Below are 19,969 nucleotides of genomic sequence, written 5' to 3' on the forward strand. Positions count from 1 at the left end.
TTTGTCCCAACTGGTGGAACCTGGTTGGCCCCCGTCCGAGACCCGGGATCGGCAGTATTCCAAGGTACGCCTGAGTGTGTCCCTAGGATCCCCTTTGTGGAAGGGGACGTCTGGAGCTCGTTCGCCCACGACCCACGTGATCCAGCAGTCGCCTCGCTGCGCGCCTCGGACGCCGACCGCGAGGTGATCCACGGCGTGCTGGCCGAGGCCTTCGCCGACGGCCGCCTGGACCGGGCCGAGTACGACGAGCGCAGCAGCTCCGTCCTCGCTGCCCGCACCCTGGGTGAGCTGCCGCCGGTCGTCGCCGACCTGGTGCCAGTCCTGCCGGCGCGGCGCACTGACGGGCGGGTGCCGATCACGGCGGCCACGCCGTCCGACATCCGGATTCGCGCCGAGGACAAGTACCGCGACGACCTGCGCGGGGCCTTCGTCGGCCTGCTCGGCTCCGCCATCCTCTTCTGGACCATCTGGTTCGTCGTGGACGGGAGCTTTCCCTGGCCCGCCATCATCAACGCCGTCGCGCTCATGAACCTCGTGCGGGTCGTGGCGAGCAAGCGCGAGATCGTGCGGGACGAGGTGCGCCGGCTGGAGCGCAAGCAGGCCAAGGAGCTGGCCAGGGCCGAGGACCCCGAGAACAGGCATCGCGAGCAATGAGGAAGGCCCTGGTCGCGGTCTGGAACCACCCGTCGGGGATCCTCCTTGTCGGGCAGCTGCTCGTGGTGCTCGCCTTCCCCTTCCTGGACGGCACTACCGCCGGGCGCGCGGTCCTCGGCGTCGTCCAGATGGCGCTGGTCTTCACCGCGGTGGTGGCGGTGCGGCGCACCCCGGCACTGAGCTGGGTCGGGGCCACGCTCGGCGGCCCGGCGATGGTCTTCGCGATCCTGGAGGCAGTGGAGCCGACCAGCGACTGGATCGTGCTGGTCTCCGCGCTCTTCCACGTGCCGTTCTACTTCTTCGTCTCCTACGCGATGATCCGCTACTTGTTCCACGACGACCGGGTCACCCGCGACGAGCTGTTCGCCACCGGGGCGGCCTTCACCGTGGTCGCGTGGGCGTTCGCCTACATCTATGCCGCGGTCCAGGTCCTCGATCCCGGTTCGTTCGTCAACTACGAGGGCGCCGGCGAGCTGCCCTGGTTCGAGCTGCTCTACCTGTCGTTCACCACCCTCACCAGTGTCGGCCTCTCGGACGTCCTTCCGGTCGCGAACCACGCCCGGTCGCTGGTGATGGTCGAGCAGCTCGCGGGCGTCCTCTACGTGGGCCTGGTGATCGCCCGCCTGGTCGGCCTGACCGCTCGCGGCCGACGGGTCGGCGACCCCTAGGCTCCTAGGACAGCAGCGCCTGCATCGTCGCGATCTCGGCCGCCTGGGCGGCCTCGATCTGCTCGGCGAGCTCGACGGCCGGCGCGTACTTCCCGTCCGCCTGCTCGGTGCGAGCCATCTCGATGGCGCCCTCGTGGTGCTCGATCATCATCTCGAGGAACAGATCCCGGAACTCAGGGTCACCCGCGCCCTCGAGCTGGTCCATCTGCTCCTCGCTCATCATCCCCGGCATGTCCGCGCCCGTGTCGTCCATGTCGACGTCGCCGTGCTCGCCATCCCCACCGTGCTCGTCGCCCTCGGCGTTGACGTGGTCGCGCACCGTCGCGGGGACGGGCTCGCCCCACTGCGTCAGCCAGTCGGTCATCGTCTCGATCTCCGGACCCTGCGCCGCGCGGATGGCCTCGGCGAGTGCTTGCACCTCAGGGTCGAGGTCGCGTTCGACGGTCAGGTCGACCATGGCGAGCGCCTGCGCGTGGTGCTGGATCATGTCGCTGGCGAAGGCGACGTCCGCGTCGTTGTGGTCCGCCCGGCTGTCGCCGTTCTGCGCACCGGCGCCGTCCTGGTCGTCCCCGCAGCCTGTCAACAGCAGACCGGCGAGGGCGATGGCCGCTATCGCCCGGGGCAAGCGGTGAACGGACCGGGCTCCGATCGACCAGCGCACGGAGCCAGCGTACGGGCGGGGATCAGGGAGACCGGACCCACCCCAGGAGGACGCCCACCCCTGCGGGCGGTGTTGCGTCAATGCTCCGCAGAAGGCGCGCGACCGGGATAGCGTCAGAAGGAGCATGGACATGGATCTGACGCAACTGTGCCGCAGCATCGTCGAGACCTCGCCGGACGGCATCTGGGTCATCGACCTGGACGGTCGCACCATTTTCGCCAACGCGGAGATCGCCCGGACCCACCGTGTGTCTCAGGAGGAGATGGCGTCTCTCACGGTGTTCGACACGCTCGACGAGCAGGGGGGTGCCCAGCTCGCCGCGCATCTCGCAGAGGTCCGCGACACCGGCCGGCTCAACCAGCACGACGTCGAGGTCCAGTGGGTGCGTTCGGACGGCACGATCACGTGGACGTTGTGTCGGGAGGCGGCCCTGCGGGGCGCTGACGGCCGGATCCAAGCGCTTCTGCACCGGCACTCGAGCTATGAGGAGCGCCGCTCGCTGATCGAGTCGTTGCGCGCGCACGAGGTCGCGCTCGCTGACGAGATCAGCCAGAAGCAGCTCCTGCAGGCGGTGGCCAGTACGGCCAACGGGGCGACGTCCATGGCCGACGTGTTACGTCACGCGCGCAGCCTCATCCTGTTGCACGACGACTGGGAGCGGGCCCGAGGGTTCGTCCCCGAGTCGCCGGGCAGCACGACCATGGTGCCGTTCTACACCGTCGAGTCAGATCGCGAGACCGACGAGGCCGACCCGTTCGCGGCGATCGAGCTCGCCCTGGCCCAGCGCTGTGCCGACGAGCGGCACCTCGTCTGGGACGACCGTCGGCTCACTCTGGCGATCCCCGTCCTCCTCGACACCGAGGTCCAGGCGGTCATCGTGATCACTTCGGCCCCGCCCCTCTTCCGGTTCGAGCTGATCGAGTCGATGGCCGCCCAGGTCGCCCAGCAGCTTGCCCAGGTCGCCGAGCGCGAACGGACGCAGACGCAGCTGGCCCAGGCGCGCGACGAGGCGATGGAGACCTCGCGGCTCAAGTCGGAGTTCCTGGCGACGATGAGCCACGAGATCCGGACGCCGCTCAACGGCCTCGTCGGGCTCAACAACCTGCTGCTCCGCACCCCCCTCGACGCGGAGCAGACCCGGCTGGTGACCGGGCTCCAGGTCTCCGGACGGGCCTTGCTCGGCCTCATCAACGACATCCTCGACTTCTCCAAGATCGAGGCCGGTCGTCTCGAGCTCGAGGCGATCGCCTTCGAGGTGGCGCCGCTGATCGACGAGGTCCTGGCCGTGCAGGCCGAGGCGGCCAGGGAGAAGGGCATCACCATCACCGCCGCCTGCGACGACGCCCTGCCCGAGGCGCTCACCGGCGACCCCACCAAGGTCGCGCAGGTCGTGACCAACCTCGTCTCCAACGCGGTGAAGTTCACCTCGAAGGGCTCCATCTCGGTGGACGTCGGGGGTGAGCCCGCACCCGACGGCGCGTTCCTCCTCCGGGTCGCCGTCCGGGACACGGGGGTGGGTGTGAGCCCGGCCAGCGTGTCGCGGCTCTTCGAGCCGTTCACACAGGCGGACTCTTCGACCACCCGGCTCTACGGCGGCACCGGGCTGGGCCTGGCGATCTCGCGCGAGCTGGCCTCGGCGATGGACGGCGACATCATCTATGAGCCCAACCCCGAGGGTGGGAGCATCTTCACCTTCACCGCCGTCCTCGGCGCCGCCTCGCGAGAGGACGTCGTCGCCGTCGTGAGCGCGCACGAGCACCTTCCCGACCGGGCCAAGCCGCCGAACCGAGGCCTCGTGCTCGTTGTCGAGGACAACCCGGTCAACCAGCTGGTCGCGGCAGGGCTGCTGGCCGCGCTGGGCTATGGCGTCGTCACCGCAGACGACGGTCAGTCCGGCATCGAGGCCGCCGCCCGGACCGAGTTCGCCGCGATCCTGATGGACGTGCAGATGCCCGTCCTCGACGGCTACGCCGCCAGCCGGGCCATCCGGGCGGCTGAGTCCGGCTCGCGGGTCCCGATCATCGCGATGACGGCCGCCGCCGTGGAGGGCGTGCAGGAGCGCTGTCTCGAGGCCGGTATGGACGACTTCCTCACCAAACCGGTGGATGTCGACAGGCTGGCCGACACCCTGGATCGTTGGGTCGTGCGAGCGAACGACGCCACTCCCTCGCTTGAGCGCCTCGACCTCAAGCGTCTCGACGAGCTGCGCGAGCTCGACGGCGGGACCGGCGAGACGTCGTACGTCGCGCGCGCGATCGGCAACCTCCTAGGGAGCGCTCCGCGCGACCTGGACGCCATGGACGAGGCCGCTGGGGCAGGCGACTCCGATCGCCTTGGTGCACTGGCCCACCGGCTTGCCGGGGCGGCACTCAACCTCGGGGCGAGCCTGGGCGGCGAGGCGGCCCGGCACCTGGAGGAGGTCGTGCGCAACGGTGACCCGAGCGCGGATCTGCCGACCCTGCTGGCCCAGGTCCGCGAGGCGCTCGCCGAGGACCTCCGCGCGCTGGCGATCCTCCGGGACCGGCTGGTCGGGACGTCGTCCTGACCCCGCTCACCCCTCGGCCCGGGCGCTGGCCGTGAGGGCAGCCCGGTCGACCACGGCCCTGGTGCGGCGCCGGTAGCGCCAGACCTGTAGCAGGCCCAAGGCCCAGAGGGGATACTGCGTGGCCATCGCCCAGGTGAAGGCACTCGGCGAGTAGGCGGTGCCGGCGCCCGGGGTCTGCCAGTCGAGGACCAGCCCGATCGCGACGACGACGACCAAGCTGGCCGAGAAGCCCGCCTGGTTGATGATGCCGTTGGCGCTGGCGAGTCTCTCGGCCGGGTTGGACGTGCGGGCCAGGTCGAAGCCGACCATCGAGGCCGGCCCGCCGATGCCGATGACCTGGGTCAGCAGGACCAGCAGCCACAACGGCGCCGGACCCGGCCACACGAGCACCGCGGTCCACACCGCGACGATGGCCCACACGATGAGCAGCACCGTGGTCGACCGGTGCCACGGGTGCCGGCCGATGATCCAGCCGATCGTGGGGCCGCTGTAGACGATGGCGACCACCACCAGGCTGAGCAGCAGCGCCGCCTGCGTCTCGGACAGCCCCTCACCGCGGACCAGGAAGGGGAAGCCCCACAGCAGCGTCATGGCGGTGGCGCTGAACTGGGTGACGAAGTGCATCCAGAAGCCCAGCCGGGTGCCGGGCTGGGACCACGACGCCGCCAGGCTGGCGCGCACTGCGGCGAAAGTGAGCCGGGGGCCGCGTCGGGTCCGGCTGTCCGGGGAGTCGTGGACGACTACGGCGACCGCGGCGGCCACGACCACGCTGACCCCAGCGGCCACCAAGTAGGCGCGGGTCCAGCCGAGGTGACCCAGCGCCCAGGTCATCGGCGCCGCCGCACCGATCGCGCCCAGCTGCCCCAGGGTCCCCGACAGCGCTGTGAGCAGCGGGACCCGGCGGCCGGGGAACCAGCTGGCGACCAGCCGGAGCAGGCAGATCCAGGTCATCGCGTCGCCCATCCCGACGAAGAGCCGGGCCGTCAACGCCGCGCCGTAGGAGTCCGCCACGGCGAAGCCGGCCTGGGCCAGGGTGAGCAGGACTGCGCCGGTCAGCATCACGCTGCGCGGCCCGAATCGATCGACCAGGAGCCCCACCGGGATCTGCATCCCGGCATAGACCAGGAGCTGGAGCATCGTGAACGTGGCCAGCTGGGCAGCGGAGATGTCGAACCGCTCCGTCGCGGCCAGGCCGGCCACGGCGAGGGAGGACCGATGGAAGATGGCGAGCAGGTAGGCCGCGAGGGCGACACCCCAGACCAGCCATGCCCGCCTCACCGGGACAGGCTAGGCGCGGCGGACCGCGCTCCTCACTTCGTCGCCACCCCTCGCTCCGCTCGGGGAACTCCTCGCTCGTCGCAATCGCTCGAACTCGTTCCTCGCTCGGCGTTGCTCCTCACTTCGTCGCTTCGATCATCTGGCGGAGCTCCTTCTTGAGCTCGGAGATCTCGTCGCGCAGCCGGGCGGCGAGCTCGAACTGCAGCTCGGCGGCCGCGCCCTTCATCTGCTCGGTGAGGTCCTGGATGAGGTTGGCCAGGTCGGAGCTCGGCATCCCGGCGAGCTCGGCGGCATGACCGCCGATGTCGGCCCTGCGCAGCGCCGGAGTGGGCTGGCGGGCCTTGACCCCGCCCGCGCGGCCCTTGGCCGCGGTGCCCGCCCAGGTCTGGAGCAGCTCCTGGGTCGTCTCGTCCTCGCGGGCCAGCATCTCGGTGATGTCGGCGATCTTCTTGCGCAGCGGGGTCGGGTCGATGCCGCGCTCGGTGTTGTAGGCGACCTGCTTGGCGCGGCGCCGGTTGGTCTCGTCGATGGCCGAGGCCATCGACGGCGTGATCTTGTCGGCATACATGTGCACCTGGCCCGAGACGTTGCGGGCCGCGCGGCCGATCGTCTGGATCAGCGACTTGTCCGAGCGCAGGAAGCCCTCCTTGTCGGCGTCCAGGATCGACACCAGCGACACCTCGGGCAGGTCGAGACCCTCGCGGAGCAGGTTGATGCCCACCAGGACGTCGTACTCCCCCAGCCGCAGGTCGCGGAGCAGCTCGATCCGCTTGAGGGTGTCGACCTCGGAGTGCAGGTAGCGGGTGCGGATACCAGCGTCGAGGAGGTAGTCGGTGAGGTCCTCGGACATCTTCTTGGTGAGCGTGGTGACCAGGACCCGCTCGCTCTTCTCCGCTCGCGTGCGGATCTCGTGGATCAGGTCGTCGATCTGGCCCTTGGTGGGCTTGACCACGACCTCGGGGTCGATGAGCCCGGTGGGCCGGATGATCTGCTCGACGGTGTCGCCCTGGACCCGGTCGAGCTCGTAGGGGCCGGGGGTCGCGGACAGGTAGATGGTCTGCCCGATCCGGTCGACGAACTCCTCCCAGCGCAACGGCCGGTTGTCCATCGCGCTCGGCAGCCGGAAGCCGTGCTCGACCAGGTTGCGCTTGCGGGACATGTCGCCTTCGTACATCCCGCCGATCTGGGGCACCGTCACGTGGGACTCGTCGATGACGAGCACGAAGTCCTCGGGGAAGTAGTCGAGAAGGCAGTTGGGCGCCGAGCCGCGGGTCCGGCCGTCGATGTGCATCGAGTAGTTCTCGATCCCGGCGCACGAGCCGACCTGGCGCATCATCTCGATGTCGTAGGTCGTGCGCATCCGCAGCCGCTGGGCCTCGAGCATCTTGCCCTGGCGCTCGAAGGTGGCGAGCTGGTCCTCGAGCTCGAGCTCGATGCCCCGGATCGCCCGCTCCATCCGCTCCGGCCCGGCCACGTAGTGGGTGGCCGGGAAGATGTAGAGCTCGTCGTCCTCGGTGATGATCTCGCCGGTCACCGCGTGCAGAGACATCAGCCGCTCGATCTCGTCACCGAAGAACTCGATGCGGACCTGGTGCTCCTCGTAGACCGGGAACACCTCGAGGGTGTCGCCGCGAACCCGGAAGGTGCCGCGGGTGAAGCTCATGTCGTTGCGCGTGTATTGCATCTGCACGAGCTGACGGAGGATGCCGTCGCGGTCGTGCTCCTGGCCGACCTTGAGCCGGAGCATGCGGTCGACGTATTCCTGCGGGGTGCCGAGGCCGTAGATGCACGACACCGAGGCCACCACGATGGTGTCGCGCCGGGTCAGCAGCGAGTTGGTCGCCGAGTGCCGCAGCCGCTCGACCTCGTCGTTGACCGAGGAGTCCTTCTCGATGTAGGTGTCGGTCTGCGGGATGTAGGCCTCGGGCTGGTAGTAGTCGTAGTAGGAGACGAAGTATTCGACCGCGTTGTCCGGGAAGAGCTGGCGCAGCTCGTTGGCGAACTGGGCAGCCAGGGTCTTGTTGGGCTGCATGACCAGCATCGGGCGCTGGATCTGCTCGGCCACCCAGGCCACCGTCGCGGTCTTGCCGGTGCCGGTCGCGCCGAGCAGCACGACGTCCTGCTCGCCCGCCTGGATGCGCCTGGTGATCTCCTTGATCGCCGCCGGCTGGTCGCCCGACGGCTCGTACTCGGCCTGGACGTGGAACGGGGCCACGCGCCGCTTGAGATCGGTGACGGGACGCATGACAGCCAGCGTACGAGGCACCGCCGACAGCCCCCGTCTAGATTGACCGCGTGAGCGCCCACACCGTCGAGCAGGTGCTCCGGTGGCTGCGTCGCGCTCTGCTAGTGGTGTTCGGCGTCCCGATGGCGATCGGGATCGCGATGAGCCTGGTCGACTCCTACCGCCGCCGCGGCAAGAAGCCGAAGCCGTTCCCGGTCAGCGCGCCGGTGACGGTCCAGGTCGGTGACGGCGAGATCACGACCTACACCTTCGGGTCCGACCTGTTCACCGACATGCTCAGCGCGATCGACGGCGCCCGGAAGCGGATCCTGTTCGAGACCTACATCTGGAAGGGCGACGCGGTCGGTGAGCGGTTCAAGACCGCCCTCGCGGCAGCGGCGGACCGCGGCGTGGAGGTCTACTGCATCTACGACGGCTTCGCCAACCTGGTGGTGAGCCCGGCGTTCAAGCGGTTCCCGCCGTCGATGAAGGTGCTGCGCTACCCGATCTACGGCGCCGGCTGGCGCTTCTTCGACCTGCGCCGCTACGGCCGCGACCACCGCAAGATCCTGGTGGTCGACGACGAGGTCGGGTTCGTCGGCGGCTACAACGTCGGTTCGGCGTACGAGACGGAGTGGCGCGACACCCACGTGCGGGTCACCGGTCCCGCCGTCCTCGACCTGGTCCGGGCCTTCGCCGACATGTGGAACCTGCACCGGCGCCGGAAGCTGATGCCGAGCGAGCGGCCGCTGCTGCTCGAGGCGCCGCAGACCTGGGAGCCGAAGATCAGGTTCCAGCGCAACATCCCGCGGCTGTGGATGTTCCCCATCCGCGGGATGTACCTCGAGGCGGTCAACCGGGCCAGCAAGAACGTCTGGATCACCCAGGCCTACTTCCTCCCCGACTGGGACGTCGCCGAGGCGCTCCAGAACGCCGCCCGGCGTGGTGTCGACGTCCGCCTCCTGGTCCCGCTGAAGTCCAACCACGTGGTCGCCGACTGGATCTCGAGGGGCTACTACAGCCAGATGCTCGACGCGGGGGTGCGCATCTTCCGCTACAAGGACGCGATGGTGCACGCCAAGACCGCCACCGTCGACGGACTGTGGTCGACGGTCGGCACCGCCAACGTCGACCGGCTCAGCCTCCAGGGCAACTACGAGATCAACGTCGAGGTCATCGACCGGGACCTCGCCCAGGTGCTCGAGGAGATCTGGGCCGTTGACGAGTCGAACTGCATCGAGCTCACTCACGGCGAGTGGGAGGCCCGGGACCTGCACCGGCGCTTCACCGAGCTCGTCCTGCGGCCGCTGCGGCCGCTGCTCTGACCCCGCTAGCCCGAGGGTAGGTGGGTCGGCAGGGACATCCGCGGACCGCGCCGCGGACGGCGCAGCCCGCTCATCGCGACCAGCGCGGGGACCCGGCCGCGCTGGGGCCTCCATGGCTCCAGGTAGGCCTCGAGCTCGGCGTCGTCGAACGGGGTGCCGGTCAAGGCCCAGCCGACGTCCTTGGCCACGTGATAGTCGCCGAACGAGACGGCATCGGGATCGCCGAAGGCCCGCTGCCGGACCTCGGCGCTCGTCCACACCCCCACGCCGGGCAACGACCGGAGCCGCCGATCGGCCTCGTCGTGGGACAGGGTCGCGGTCCGCTCCAGGGAGTCGGCGACCTTGGCGACGGTGACCACCGTCCGGGAGCGTGCCGGGTCGATGTGCAGCCGCAGCCACTCCCACGACGGGATCGTCCGCAGTCGCTCCGGGGCCGGTTGGAGCCACACCTTCCGCTCCCGGCCCGGTCCGGGAGCCCGCTCACCGAACCGGTGCACCAGCGCCCGGAACCCGCCGAAGGCCTCCTTGCCGGTGACCTTCTGCTCGATGATGGCCGGCACCAGCGCCTCCATGACCAGGCCGGTGCGGCCGAGCCGAGCGTGCGGGTGCCGGCGCCACACCTCCTCGAGGACCGGGTGGCGCGGCTCGAACCCGGTCCAGTCGTCGTCCGCACCGAGCAGCGCCGGCACCGAGTCGAGCACCCAGGTCGCGCCCGGACCCCAGGCCTGGGCGAGCACGTCCCCCTCGCGCGGCCGCGCCCGGACGGCGAGCGTCGTCGGGCCCTCCGGCGTCCGGACGCCGCGCCACACGGTCCCGTCGTCGTCGACCCGGAACGTCGGGTCACCGCCCCCGCGGCGGTGCTGGCGGAGCGCGCCCAGGACCGAGCACGGCCAGTGCGGCCGCCACACCCGCTCCTGCATCGCCTCCACGCCGGGGACAATAGCCTCGCCCCATGACACTTCTGGTGCACGACGAGAACCGCGTCCGCACGCTGACCCTCGACCGGCCCGACGCGCTCAATGCGTTCAACGAGGCGCTGTACGACGCCACTGCCGACGCCCTGCTGGCGGCGGCCGACGACCCGGACGTCGCCGTGGTGCTCATCACCGGCAGCGGCCGCGGGTTCAGCGCCGGGACCGATCTGCTGGAGATGCACCGGATCGCCACCGACCCGGCGTTCGAGCGGGGCCGGCACGGCTTCCCCGGTCTCCTCGACGCCCTCGTCGCGTTCCCCAAGCCGCTGGTCGTGGCCGTCAACGGTGTGGGCCTCGGCATCGGCTGCACGATCCTCGGCTTCGCCGACCTGGCCTTCATGTCGACCACGGCTCGGCTCAAGTGCCCGTTCACCTCGCTCGGCGTCGCACCCGAGGCGGCGTCGTCCTATCTCATGCCCCTCCTCGTCGGCCGGCAGAACGCCGCGTGGCTGCTGCAGTCCTCGGAGTGGGTCTCCGCCTCCGAAGCACTCGAGATGGGCCTGGTCTGGCGCGTCTGCGAGCCCGACGACCTGCTGCAGGAGGCACGGCGGCACGCCGAAGTTCTGGCCGCCAAGCCGATCTCCAGCCTGGTCGCGGTGAAGCGGACCATGACCGCGCCGCTGCGCGCCGAGATCGAGGCGGCCCGCGAGCGCGAGAACGCGGCGTTCGCCGAGCTGATGGGCGGTCCGGCCAACCTCGAGGCGCTGGCCGCGTTCGCCGAGGGGCGCGAGCCGGACTTCTCCGGTCTCTAGGGTTGAAGCATGGCCTTCCTGCACAACGCGACCCTGGTCCCGACCAAGAAGCAGCTGCTCACGGCGTGGCTCCCCGACCAGCCCTGGTTCACCTCGGTCGAGTGGGACCCGGTCGGCAGCTTCCGGCTCGACGACCCGGACGGTGAGGTCGGGATGGAGGGCTTCCTCCTCGGCCGTGCGGATGGCGGCCTGTTCGTGCCGGTGACCTACCGCGGCGCCCCGCTCGAAGGCGCCGAGGAGCACCTGGTGGGCACGACCGAGCACTCCGCGCTCGGCACGCGCTGGGTCTACGACGCGTGGGGTGACCCGGTGTGGCGTGCGGCTGTGGCGGAGACGATCCGCTCGGGCGGGACCCAGGCGGTCGAGGAGAACGAGCAGGAGGACGGCCGCATCGTGCTGCGGGAGCCGTCGGCAACGGTCCGGGGCAGTGGCCCGGCCGCGGACGGCGTTCTGGCCGACGAGCTGGTGTTCACGCGCGTGCTGGGCGAGCCGCTCGACGCGCCACTGACGCTGACCGCCACCTGGGCGGGCGGGACGGCGGTCGTCGCGGGACTTCTCTGACAAACCCCGCAGCGCAGCAAGCACGTCCGCCGCTGCGAGCCAGGGAGCGAAGCGACCGAGGCGAGCGATGGCGAGCGCAGCGAGCGCGCCCGCGATCGGCCCCGCGACTGCGACCGACGGCGAAGCCGGCGAGCGGAGCGAGCGTCCGTCGCGGTCCGGGGCCGAAGCTCGCGGGGTATCAATCCGTGTCCGAGTGGTCCATCTCGAGCGGCGCCAGCTCGCCCAGCGACTCCGCGACCACGACCAGGTCGTCGCCGACCTGCAGCCGGAAGTCCTGGGGCGGGTTGAGGTTGGCGTGGCCGCCCCGGCTGATCGACAGCAGGGTGGCCCGGTGCTCGGCGCGGAGCTTCGCGGAGAGCTCGTCCACGCTCAGCCCGACGTAGTTGTCGGGCAGCGAGACTCGGTAGAGCTCCGAGCCCTCGCCGCCGGAGACGATGTCTGTCACCAGCTCGGCCAGCCCGGGGTAGAGCGAAGAGCGGGCCATCAGCCGGGAGACCAGCTGCGAGCTGACCACGATCTCGTCGGCCTCGGCGCGCTGGAAGTGCTCGAGGTGGGCGGGGTTGTTGGCCTCGACGACGGTGCGCACGTCGGGGGCGATCGACTCGATGGCCATCACGCACAGGATGGAGCGCATGTCGGCCTCGTTGGAGCCGTCGGCCGGGCAGACCACGGCCGCCATCGCCTCCTCGATGCCGGCCCGCCGGAGGTCGTCGGCCCGGGTGATGTCGCCGCTGACGAAGTAGACACCGTCGCCGGCCGGGTTCTTGTCCGAGTCGTGGATGACCACCACCTTGGTGGTGAACTCGTCCCCCTCGAGCTCGGTGACGAGCTCCCGTGCGGTGGAGTTCCACCCGCAGACGACGATGTGGTCGCGGAATCCCGCTGCACCCATGCCCATGCCCTCCTTGAGCAGGTATTCGATCAGGAACCCCACCAGCGCACCGGTGAGGGCCGCGACGATCGCGACGCCGAACAGGACCAGCAGCCAGCTGACGATGTAGCCGGCCGGGGAGCTGACCTGCGACGAGTCGCCGGCGCTCATCGAGGTCGTGACCGACCAGTAGAACCATCCCGCCAGCTCGGCGAAGAACTCGCCGGGCGTCTCCCACGCCTTGTCCGCCGCCTCGTTGTCGGCCGTCTGGCCGCGCTCGCTGAAGGTGACGATCAGCGAGGTCAGCAGCAGGAACCCGAACAGCGCGATGCCGACCCGGCCGAAGAACGCGCTGTCCATGCCCGACGTCATCCGCCGGAGGTGGAACGCCGCGCGACGCAGGACCGGTAGCGCGAAGAACACCCGGAAGCGCTTGGGGACCAGGGTCACGCGGGGGATCATCCCATCGAGTCAGCTGTTTGCGTATGACCCGGAAGGACCATGTGCCGTGTCGACCAGGTCGGGGCGGGCCTCGGCCAGGACGGCGTCCCGGTCCTCGGACAGCACGAAGCCTGCCGCGATCGCCTCGTCGACGGCCTGCTCGTAGGCTCCGAGGTAGTCCTCGGCGCTCGCGTAGAGCCAGCGGAGTACGTCGCCGCCGAGCGGCACGGTGCTGCCGAAGAGCTGGCAGATCACGGGCGCGTCCGGCTCGGTGTCGCCGCGCAGGACCCCCGTCGGGGCATCCACCGCCGGCGTGCGTACGCCGCCCCGCGCGTTGCCGACGTCGTCCACGGCGAAGGCGCCGTCCTGGACCGTCAGCCGGGCCGCTCTCGGTGCGGGGAGGCCGCCCCGTGCCCACCTGTCGAGGTGCCGAAGCGCCGCGCGGACGACGTAGGCCTGCTGTCCGGTGTTGACCGGGCGGGGGCAGCCGAGGAAGTCCTCGAAGTCGCCGATCTGGAACTTGTCAGCATGGGCCGTCCCGGCGACCTCCCACAGCCGGACCCGCTCCGAGTCGGGCTGGCGGGCCGGCAGGTACTGCAGCCGGCCGGTCAGGTCGGTCTCGGTCTGCACCATGATCACGGGAACGTCCAGGTCGTCGCGGATCGTCATCGGCGGGTCGGTGCGGAACTGCGCGATGTCGACGGCACACCCGGGCTCGCCCAGTGGCATGGTCGCGCCCCCGCGCGAGTGGATGAGGAACCCGTCGAAGAGCCCGGTGAGCGGCTGCACGCCGTTGGCGTAGGTCGTCAGGGCGTACGCCGACTGCGACTCCCCCACCGCCAGGACCGTCTCCACATCCAGGTCCCCCAGTGGTCCCGAGCCCTTGAGCGCGCCGGCCACCGTTGTGAAGATGCCGTAGCAGAAGGCGTCGCCCGGATGGACGAGCCCGGCATAGCGCGGGTCCGTCTTGAGCGGTTCCAGCCCGAGGTCGCCCACCGCCGCGGAGCCGCCCTCGACGCCGACGTACTGCGCCGAGACCCCCGCCCACACGTGGCCGCGCCGCACGATCTCGTCAGACAGGTAGGTCCAGTCGGGGGCGGCATCGGTTCCGCTGCTGACGTTGAGCCACTCCACGACCAACGTTCCGCTGAACGAGTCCGCTGACGCCGGGCGGCGGACCACGCACCGAGTGGCGAACGACGTCTCCCCGTCGACCTCCAGCAGCCAGCGCCCGTCGCTCGGGAGGTCGCCTCGGTAGGAGACGGCCCGGCCGCGGACGACGTACTCGGTCTCGGTCCAGCCGTGCGCGGCGAGGTCGGGGCCGGGGCGGGCGGCGACCAGGCTGGACGGTCCGGCCAGCGGCTCGAAAGTCGTCAGGGCTGCGACTTCCCGGCCTTGGCGATGGTGTCCTCGACGATCGAGTTGAGCCGGGCGCCGTTGGGCCAGCCGGCATAGTGGCACAGGAAGATCACGATCTCCCGCAGCTCCTCGTCCGACAGCTCGCCGTTGGCGTGGGCGGCGGGCACCTGGATGCCGAGCACGTCAGCTCCCCCGGTGCCCGACAGCAGCCCGATGAGCAGCAGCCGGCGGTCCCGGTCGGTCAGCCCTGGCCGGTTCCAGATGTCGGCGAAGAGGTGGTCGGCGGTGTAGCCGAAGAAGTCGCCACTCCCCCCGTTCACGGCGCCGCTCATGTCGAAGCCGTAGACCTGCTCCATCCGCTCCAGGCCGCTGCGGCGCCTGTCGGGCAGGTCGTCGAACTTGCTCATGCCTCGTCCACGGGTAGTCCCAGTCCCTTCGCCAGCCGGGCCCGCGCCTCGCGCGCGAGCGGTACGTCGACGCCCAGTGTGTCGGCCAGCTCGATCGCGAAGGAGAGGTCCTTCTCCCCCAGCGCCCGCACGTGGTCGAACACCCCGAACCAGAAGTCGTCCTCGGCCAGCGGCGCGGTCGTGTCCCGGTGCATGATCGCGCCCGGCCCGCCGGTGATGGCGTCGGTGTGCCGGACGACGTGGCCGAGCTCGACGAGGTCGAGCCCGGCGGCCTCGGCGAGGCGCTGCGCCTCGGTGGCCGCGGTGAAGGCGACGAAGTGCATCATGTTGCGGGCCAGCTTCATCTGGGTCCCCGCACCGATGGGCCCGGCGTGCACGACCCGGGAGCCCATCCGCTCCAGGACCGGCCGCGCCGCGGCGTACGCCGCCTCGGAGCCGCCCACCATGATCGCCAGCGTCCCGTCCGCCGCGCCCATCGCGCCGCCGCTGACCGGGGCGTCGACCACGAGCACGTCGTGGCGGGACGCGGTGACCTCGAGCTGCCTCGGTGTCTGCGGTGCGACGGTGGAGTGGACGACCACGACCAACCCCGGGCTCGCCGCGCCGAGGGCCTCGCCGAGCACCTCACGCACCTGGTCGTCGTCGCGCACCATCACGCAGAGGACGTCGACCTGGCCGGCCAGCTCGGCGACACTGTCGGCCGCGCGAGCCCCGGCGGCCACCAGCGCGGCGACCGGCTCCGACGCCACGTCGTAGACGACCAGGTCGCCCCTGGGCGCCAGTCGCTGGGCCATCGGCTTGCCGATGTTGCCCAGCCCGACGAACCCGACTTGTGTGGCAGCAGTCATGCGCGGAACGTCTGTCCGCCGTCGACCGCGAGGATCTGCCCGGTCACCCACGCCGCCTCGTCGGACAGCAGGAACAGGCAGGCACCGACCATGTCCTCGGGCTGGCCCATCCGCTTCAGCGCCAGGCCCTTCACCAGGTCCTGGGCAGCGTCGCCGGCCTGGGTGCGGGTCGCCTGGGTGTCGGTCGGCCCCGGAGCGATCGCGTTGACCCGGATGTTCATCCCGCCGAGCTCGTGGGCCAGCTGGTGGGTGAGGCCGTTGACGCCCACCTTGGCCAGGCCGTAGAAGCCGGAGTAGAGGTAGGCCGCCGTCGAGCTCTGGTTGACGATCGCCCCGCCGCCGCGCTTGCGCATCTCGGGGTAGCAGGCCCGGGTCATCACCAGCGCGCCGTCCATGTTGACCGACATGAACTTGCGGTAGTAGTCCCAGTCGACGCTGATCAGCAGGTCGAACTGCATGTCGCCGTAGATCGCGGCGTTGTTGACCAGCAGGTCGATCCCGCCGTACGCCGCCACGGTGGCCTCGACCATCGCGGCGGCCGACGCCGCCGAGGAGACGTCGGTGCGTACAAAGATCCCCTGGCCGCCGTCCGCCTCAACTTGCTTCACGACTTGACGTCCGGCTTCCTCGTTGAGGTCGGCCACCACGACCGACGCGCCTTCGGCGGCCAGCGCCCGCGCGTAGGCTTCGCCGATGCCCTGCGCGGCACCGGTGACGACCGCGACCTTGTTCTCGAATCGACTGCTCATGCGGGCTCAGCCACCGTCTTCGTCTCCAGGTACTCCTCGAAGCCGGCCACGCCCATCTCGCGACCGATCCCCGACTGCTTGTAGCCGCCGAACGGCGCGTCCGGGCTGAACCAGACGCCGCCGTTGACGGCGAGGGTGCCGGTGCGGATCCGCCGCGCCACGGCCTTGGCCCGCTCCAGGTCGCCCGAGTCGACCGACCCGGACAGCCCGTAGTCGGACTCGTTGGCGATCCGCACGGCGTCGTCGTCGCCGTCGTGCGGGATGACGACCAGCACCGGCCCGAAGATCTCCTCCTGGGCCAGGCGCGAGGAGTTGTCGAGCCCCGCCACCACCGTGGGCTCGACCCAGTAGCCGTCCTGGTCGATGACCTTGCCGCCGGTCGCGAACGTGCCGCCCTCCTCCTCGGCGAGCCGGAGATAGGACTCGACGCGGTCGCGCTGGGCCTGCGAGATCACCGGGCCGCAGATCGCGCCCGGGTCGGCCGGGTCCTTCGCGCCGATCGACTCCATCGTCGCCGCGGCGACCTGGACCGCCTCGTCGTACCTGTCCCGGGGCACGACGAGCCGCGTCGTGATCGCGCACCCCTGGCCGGCGTGGATACAGGCCGCGAACGCCGTGGCGCCGGCGACCGAGGCGACGTCGGCGTCGTCGAGGGCGATCGCCGCGGACTTGCCGCCGAGCTCGAGGAACACCTTCTTCAGCGTCGGCGCGGCCGCGGCCATGATCGCCCGGCCGGTCGCGGTGGAGCCGGTGAACGACACCATGTCGATCCGCGGGTCGGTGGCCAGGACCGAGGCGACCTCGTTGGACCGAGGCGTGACGACGTTGAGGACGCCGGGCGGGATGTCGGTCTCCTCGGCCACCAGCCGGCCGAGCTCGCACGCCAGCCACGGGGTGTCGGGCGCCGGCTTGAGGACGACCGTGCACCCTGCGGCCAGCGCGGGTCCGACCTTCGCGAGGTTGATCTGGGTCGGCACGTTCCACGGCGTGATCGCGGCGACCACGCCGACCGGCTCACGTAGGAGAGTGCGCCGGCTGGGGATGCCCATCGGAGCGGCGACCCCCAGGTCGGTCTCCCACTCGTAGGACTCCGCCAGGTCGGCGACCCAGGCCAGTCCCTCGACGGGCGAGTCGAAGCCGGCCGCGGTGATCATGAAGGCCGGCATCCCGACCTCGGCCGTGGTCAGCGCCTTGATCGCGTCGGCGTTGGCCACCAGTGCGGCGTGCAGCTGGCGCAGGCAGCGCACCCGGAGCCCGACGTCGGTGGACCAGACGGTCTCGTCGAAGGCGCGACGGGCGGCGGCGATCGCCGCGTCGACGTCCTCGACGGTGGCGTCAGGCGCTTGGCCGATCTCGGCGCCGGTGGCCGGATTCAGGATGGGGTAGGTCGCGCCGTTCCCGGCCGGTGTGAGCTTGCCGTCGATCAGGAGCAGGGGCGCGGCGGTCACGACGGCTTCTCCTGGGTGACGTAGTCGCCCGCCTCGACCGGTGGCGGCCAGACCGGCGAGGGGAGGTCGGCGTGCCGGTAGTGCCCGGGGACGTCGAGCCCGGTGACCGACATCCGCTTGAGCAGCGTGTCGGGGGCCTTGCCCGCCTCGATGATCTTCACGAACGTGTGCGCGGTCGACGGCATGTCGAACCAGTCGCGCTGCCACGCGAACTTGAGCTGACCCTCGTCCGCGCCGGAGGTCTGGCGCTCGACGCCGAACCACGAGCCGCCGATCCCGAGGATCTCGAACTCCGTGCCGGTGGTGTCGTCGATGATCCCGGACCGCTGCTTCCAGAAGCCCACGATCATGGCGTTCTTCTCGTCGATGACGGTCGCCTGGTAGTCGTAGTGCCAGCCGTCGAGACCGTCCATCTCGATGCCGATGGCGTAGTCGCGGATCTGGTCACGACCCACGGCCATGAAGTGCTCGTCGACGCTGTACATCCAGCCGTACGTCGCGTCCTCGGCGTACCACTCCGCCATCACCCGCCAGTCGCCCGACTTCTCGGCCCGCCGGTTGACCTCGAGCCAGGTGGCCCAGAACTCCTCGATCTCGTCCCTGGTGAGACTCATGCACTCTCCTCGGTTGCTTCGTCGATCGACAGGGCCATGGCGGGGCAGTAGCGGACAGCGGCCTCGACCTGGGGCCGCAGCGACTCGTCGGGGTGTTCCTGGAGCAGGGTCACCCGGTCGGCGACGTCGTCGAAGCCGAAGACGTCGGGGGCCTCGCCCTGGCACATCTGGTGGCCCTGGCAGAGGTCGAGGTCCGCGACCACGCGCATCAGCGGCGCCTGCGGTAGCGGACCCGGCACGGCTGCGCGAGCTGGATGACCATCTTGGAGGTGTCGTCGCGGTAGTCCTGCGACGGCTGAGCCATCTCGAACTCGTAGTCGCGCAGGATGACCGAGAAGATCGCCTTGAGCTGCATCATCGCGAAGGCGTTGCCCACGCAGCGGTGCTTGCCGGCACCGAACGGGATCCAGGTCCAGCGGTTCTGGAGGTCCTCCTGGCGCGGGTCGACGTAGCGGCCCGGGTCGAACAGGTCCGGCTGCGGGAAGTCCGCGGCGATCCGGTTGGAGACCCGCGGGCTGGCGGCGACCATCGTGCCCGGGGGGATCCGGTGACCGGCGAGCTCGATCTCCTCCTGCACCACCCGCAGCAGGATGATCAGCGGCGGGTGCAGCCGCAGGGTCTCCTTCAGGGCCGACTCCAGCCGCGGAATGGACCTGAGCGCCTGGAAGGATATCTCTGACCCATCGGCGTAGAGGTCGTCGAGCTCGGCGACGACGTCCTTCATGACCTCGGGGTGGCGCATCAGCTCGATCAGTGCCCAGGCGGCGGTTCCTGAGGAGGTGTGGTGGCCGGCGAACATCATCGAGATGAAGATCCCGGTGATGTAGTCCGCGCTCATGTCGATGGAGATGAGGACGTCGAGCAGGTCGCGGTCGTCCCGGGCGACCGTGCCGCGCTCCTTGCGCTTGTCGATGATGGCCTGGACGAGCTCGACCAGCCGCTCCCGGGCCGCGTCGCGCCGGTGGAACGACTCGATGTCGGCGTAGGGGTCGACGTAGGCGATGGCGTCGGTGCCCCGCTCGAGCTCGTGGTAGTGCAGGGCGAAGGACGCGTCGAGCTCCTCGCGGAACGGCTTGCCGATCAGGCAGCTGCTCGTGGTGTAGATCGTCAGCTCGGCGAACCAGTCCAGGAGGTCGATCTCCCCCTCGTCGCCCCACTGGTCGACCATCCGGCGGATCTCGGCCTCGATCGTCTGGGCGTGGCCCCGCATCATGTCGCCGCGCAGCGCCTGGTTCTTCAGCATCTGCTGACGCTCCTCGGGCGAGGCGTCGAAGACGACGCCCTTGCCGAAGATCGGGGTCATGAACGGGTAGGCCGCCGCCTGGTCGAGCGTCGAGTCGGGCGCCCGGAAGAACTGCTCGTTGGCCTCCGCGCCGCTGACCAGGACGACGTCGCGGTCGGCCAGCCGGAACCGGCCGATGTCACCGCACTCCTCGCGGACCCGGTGGAACAAGCCGATCGGGTCGACCCTCATCTCGGCGAGGTGCCCGTGCCCGTCGTCGGGGACGGCGTACGAGACTTCCGGGATCTCGCGCACGGTGGTTGAGGTGCGAGCGAAGCGAGCCTCGAAACCACCGTCACCGTTCACGC

General features: G+C 70.5%; 19 protein-coding genes. 6 read left to right on the plus strand and 13 right to left on the minus strand.

The features are described 5' to 3' along the window. Positions 1-96 precede the first annotated feature (96 nt). Both ACYVC6_RS20195 and ACYVC6_RS20200 read left to right on the plus strand, forming a co-directional pair. Positions 97-654 carry a DUF1707 SHOCT-like domain-containing protein gene (locus tag ACYVC6_RS20195; RefSeq protein ID WP_460716271.1) on the plus strand — a complete coding sequence of 186 codons (558 nt, stop codon included), beginning with the start codon at positions 97-99 and terminating at the stop codon, positions 652-654. Continuing rightward, the gene (locus tag ACYVC6_RS20200; RefSeq protein ID WP_460716272.1) at positions 651-1,322 is read left to right on the plus strand and encodes an ion channel; all 672 of its coding nucleotides are present in this window, start codon (positions 651-653) and stop codon (positions 1,320-1,322) included. Before ACYVC6_RS20195 ends, ACYVC6_RS20200 begins: the two co-directional genes overlap by 4 nt. A 4-nt stretch (positions 1,323-1,326) precedes the next feature. Here ACYVC6_RS20200 and ACYVC6_RS20205 read toward each other — a convergent pair whose 3' ends face one another. Continuing rightward, positions 1,327-1,983 carry a DUF305 domain-containing protein gene (locus ACYVC6_RS20205; RefSeq protein WP_460716273.1) on the minus strand — a complete coding sequence of 219 codons (657 nt, stop codon included), beginning with the start codon at positions 1,981-1,983 and terminating at the stop codon, positions 1,327-1,329. A gap of 130 nt (positions 1,984-2,113) precedes the next feature. Here ACYVC6_RS20205 and ACYVC6_RS20210 point away from each other — a divergent pair, with 130 nt between their 5' ends. Further along, entirely contained in the window at positions 2,114-4,528 is a 2,415-nt protein-coding gene (locus ACYVC6_RS20210; RefSeq protein WP_460716274.1) for a hybrid sensor histidine kinase/response regulator, read from the plus strand. 6 nt (positions 4,529-4,534) lie between these two features. Here the strand turns inward: ACYVC6_RS20210 and ACYVC6_RS20215 are convergent, their stop codons facing one another. Then, positions 4,535-5,806, minus strand: coding sequence for an MFS transporter (locus tag ACYVC6_RS20215; RefSeq protein ID WP_460716275.1), 1,272 nt, complete (start codon positions 5,804-5,806; stop codon positions 4,535-4,537). Between the two features lie 118 nt (positions 5,807-5,924). After that, positions 5,925-8,051, minus strand: a complete 2,127-nt coding sequence (gene uvrB / locus ACYVC6_RS20220) for an excinuclease ABC subunit UvrB (protein ID WP_460716276.1) — start codon at positions 8,049-8,051, stop codon at positions 5,925-5,927. Positions 8,052-8,101: 50 nt separating this feature from the next. Between uvrB and ACYVC6_RS20225 the strand changes: the two genes are divergently transcribed. After that, complete coding sequence (locus ACYVC6_RS20225; RefSeq protein WP_460716277.1) at positions 8,102-9,355, plus strand: phospholipase D-like domain-containing protein; 1,254 nt, start codon at positions 8,102-8,104, stop codon at positions 9,353-9,355. 5 nt (positions 9,356-9,360) lie between these two features. Here the strand turns inward: ACYVC6_RS20225 and ACYVC6_RS20230 are convergent, their stop codons facing one another. Beyond that, a complete protein-coding gene (locus tag ACYVC6_RS20230; protein WP_460716525.1) occupies positions 9,361-10,275 on the minus strand; it encodes a DNA-3-methyladenine glycosylase family protein in 915 nt (304 codons plus the stop codon). A 32-nt stretch (positions 10,276-10,307) separates the two neighbouring features. On the opposite strand from ACYVC6_RS20230, the gene ACYVC6_RS20235 reads away from it, so the two are divergent. Continuing rightward, positions 10,308-11,081: an enoyl-CoA hydratase/isomerase family protein gene (locus ACYVC6_RS20235; protein ID WP_460716278.1), complete on the plus strand. Its 774-nt coding sequence runs from the start codon at positions 10,308-10,310 to the stop codon at positions 11,079-11,081. Between the two features lie 9 nt (positions 11,082-11,090). After that, the gene (locus ACYVC6_RS20240) at positions 11,091-11,642 is read left to right on the plus strand and encodes a maltokinase N-terminal cap-like domain-containing protein (protein WP_460716279.1); all 552 of its coding nucleotides are present in this window, start codon (positions 11,091-11,093) and stop codon (positions 11,640-11,642) included. 178 nt (positions 11,643-11,820) lie between these two features. Here the strand turns inward: ACYVC6_RS20240 and ACYVC6_RS20245 are convergent, their stop codons facing one another. From ACYVC6_RS20245 to ACYVC6_RS20285, 9 genes are read right to left on the minus strand one after another with little or no spacing between them, the layout of a single operon-like run. Continuing rightward, positions 11,821-12,963 carry a potassium channel family protein gene (locus ACYVC6_RS20245; RefSeq protein ID WP_460716280.1) on the minus strand — a complete coding sequence of 381 codons (1,143 nt, stop codon included), beginning with the start codon at positions 12,961-12,963 and terminating at the stop codon, positions 11,821-11,823. 21 nt (positions 12,964-12,984) lie between these two features. Next, positions 12,985-14,415 (minus strand): alpha/beta hydrolase domain-containing protein, encoded by a 1,431-nt coding sequence (locus tag ACYVC6_RS20250; RefSeq protein WP_460716281.1) that lies wholly within the window; start codon positions 14,413-14,415, stop codon positions 12,985-12,987. Continuing rightward, positions 14,328-14,720, minus strand: a complete 393-nt coding sequence (locus ACYVC6_RS20255; protein WP_460716282.1) for a carboxymuconolactone decarboxylase family protein — start codon at positions 14,718-14,720, stop codon at positions 14,328-14,330. Before ACYVC6_RS20255 ends, ACYVC6_RS20250 begins: the two co-directional genes overlap by 88 nt. Then, positions 14,717-15,568, minus strand: coding sequence for an NAD(P)-dependent oxidoreductase (locus ACYVC6_RS20260; protein ID WP_460716283.1), 852 nt, complete (start codon positions 15,566-15,568; stop codon positions 14,717-14,719). The genes ACYVC6_RS20255 and ACYVC6_RS20260 overlap by 4 nt, the downstream gene beginning before the upstream one ends. Continuing rightward, a complete protein-coding gene (locus ACYVC6_RS20265; protein WP_460716284.1) occupies positions 15,565-16,317 on the minus strand; it encodes an SDR family oxidoreductase in 753 nt (250 codons plus the stop codon). The genes ACYVC6_RS20260 and ACYVC6_RS20265 overlap by 4 nt, the downstream gene beginning before the upstream one ends. Continuing rightward, positions 16,314-17,765 carry an aldehyde dehydrogenase gene (locus ACYVC6_RS20270; protein WP_460716285.1) on the minus strand — a complete coding sequence of 484 codons (1,452 nt, stop codon included), beginning with the start codon at positions 17,763-17,765 and terminating at the stop codon, positions 16,314-16,316. The genes ACYVC6_RS20265 and ACYVC6_RS20270 overlap by 4 nt, the downstream gene beginning before the upstream one ends. Next, the gene (locus ACYVC6_RS20275; protein WP_460716287.1) at positions 17,762-18,379 is read right to left on the minus strand and encodes a hypothetical protein; all 618 of its coding nucleotides are present in this window, start codon (positions 18,377-18,379) and stop codon (positions 17,762-17,764) included. Before ACYVC6_RS20275 ends, ACYVC6_RS20270 begins: the two co-directional genes overlap by 4 nt. Next, a complete protein-coding gene (locus ACYVC6_RS20280) occupies positions 18,376-18,588 on the minus strand; it encodes a ferredoxin (RefSeq protein WP_460716288.1) in 213 nt (70 codons plus the stop codon). Before ACYVC6_RS20280 ends, ACYVC6_RS20275 begins: the two co-directional genes overlap by 4 nt. Further along, positions 18,588-19,967, minus strand: a complete 1,380-nt coding sequence (locus ACYVC6_RS20285) for a cytochrome P450 (RefSeq protein ID WP_460716289.1) — start codon at positions 19,965-19,967, stop codon at positions 18,588-18,590. Before ACYVC6_RS20285 ends, ACYVC6_RS20280 begins: the two co-directional genes overlap by 1 nt. Between the last annotated feature and the right edge of the window lie 2 nt (positions 19,968-19,969).

Source organism: Nocardioides dilutus (genome assembly GCF_054779555.1).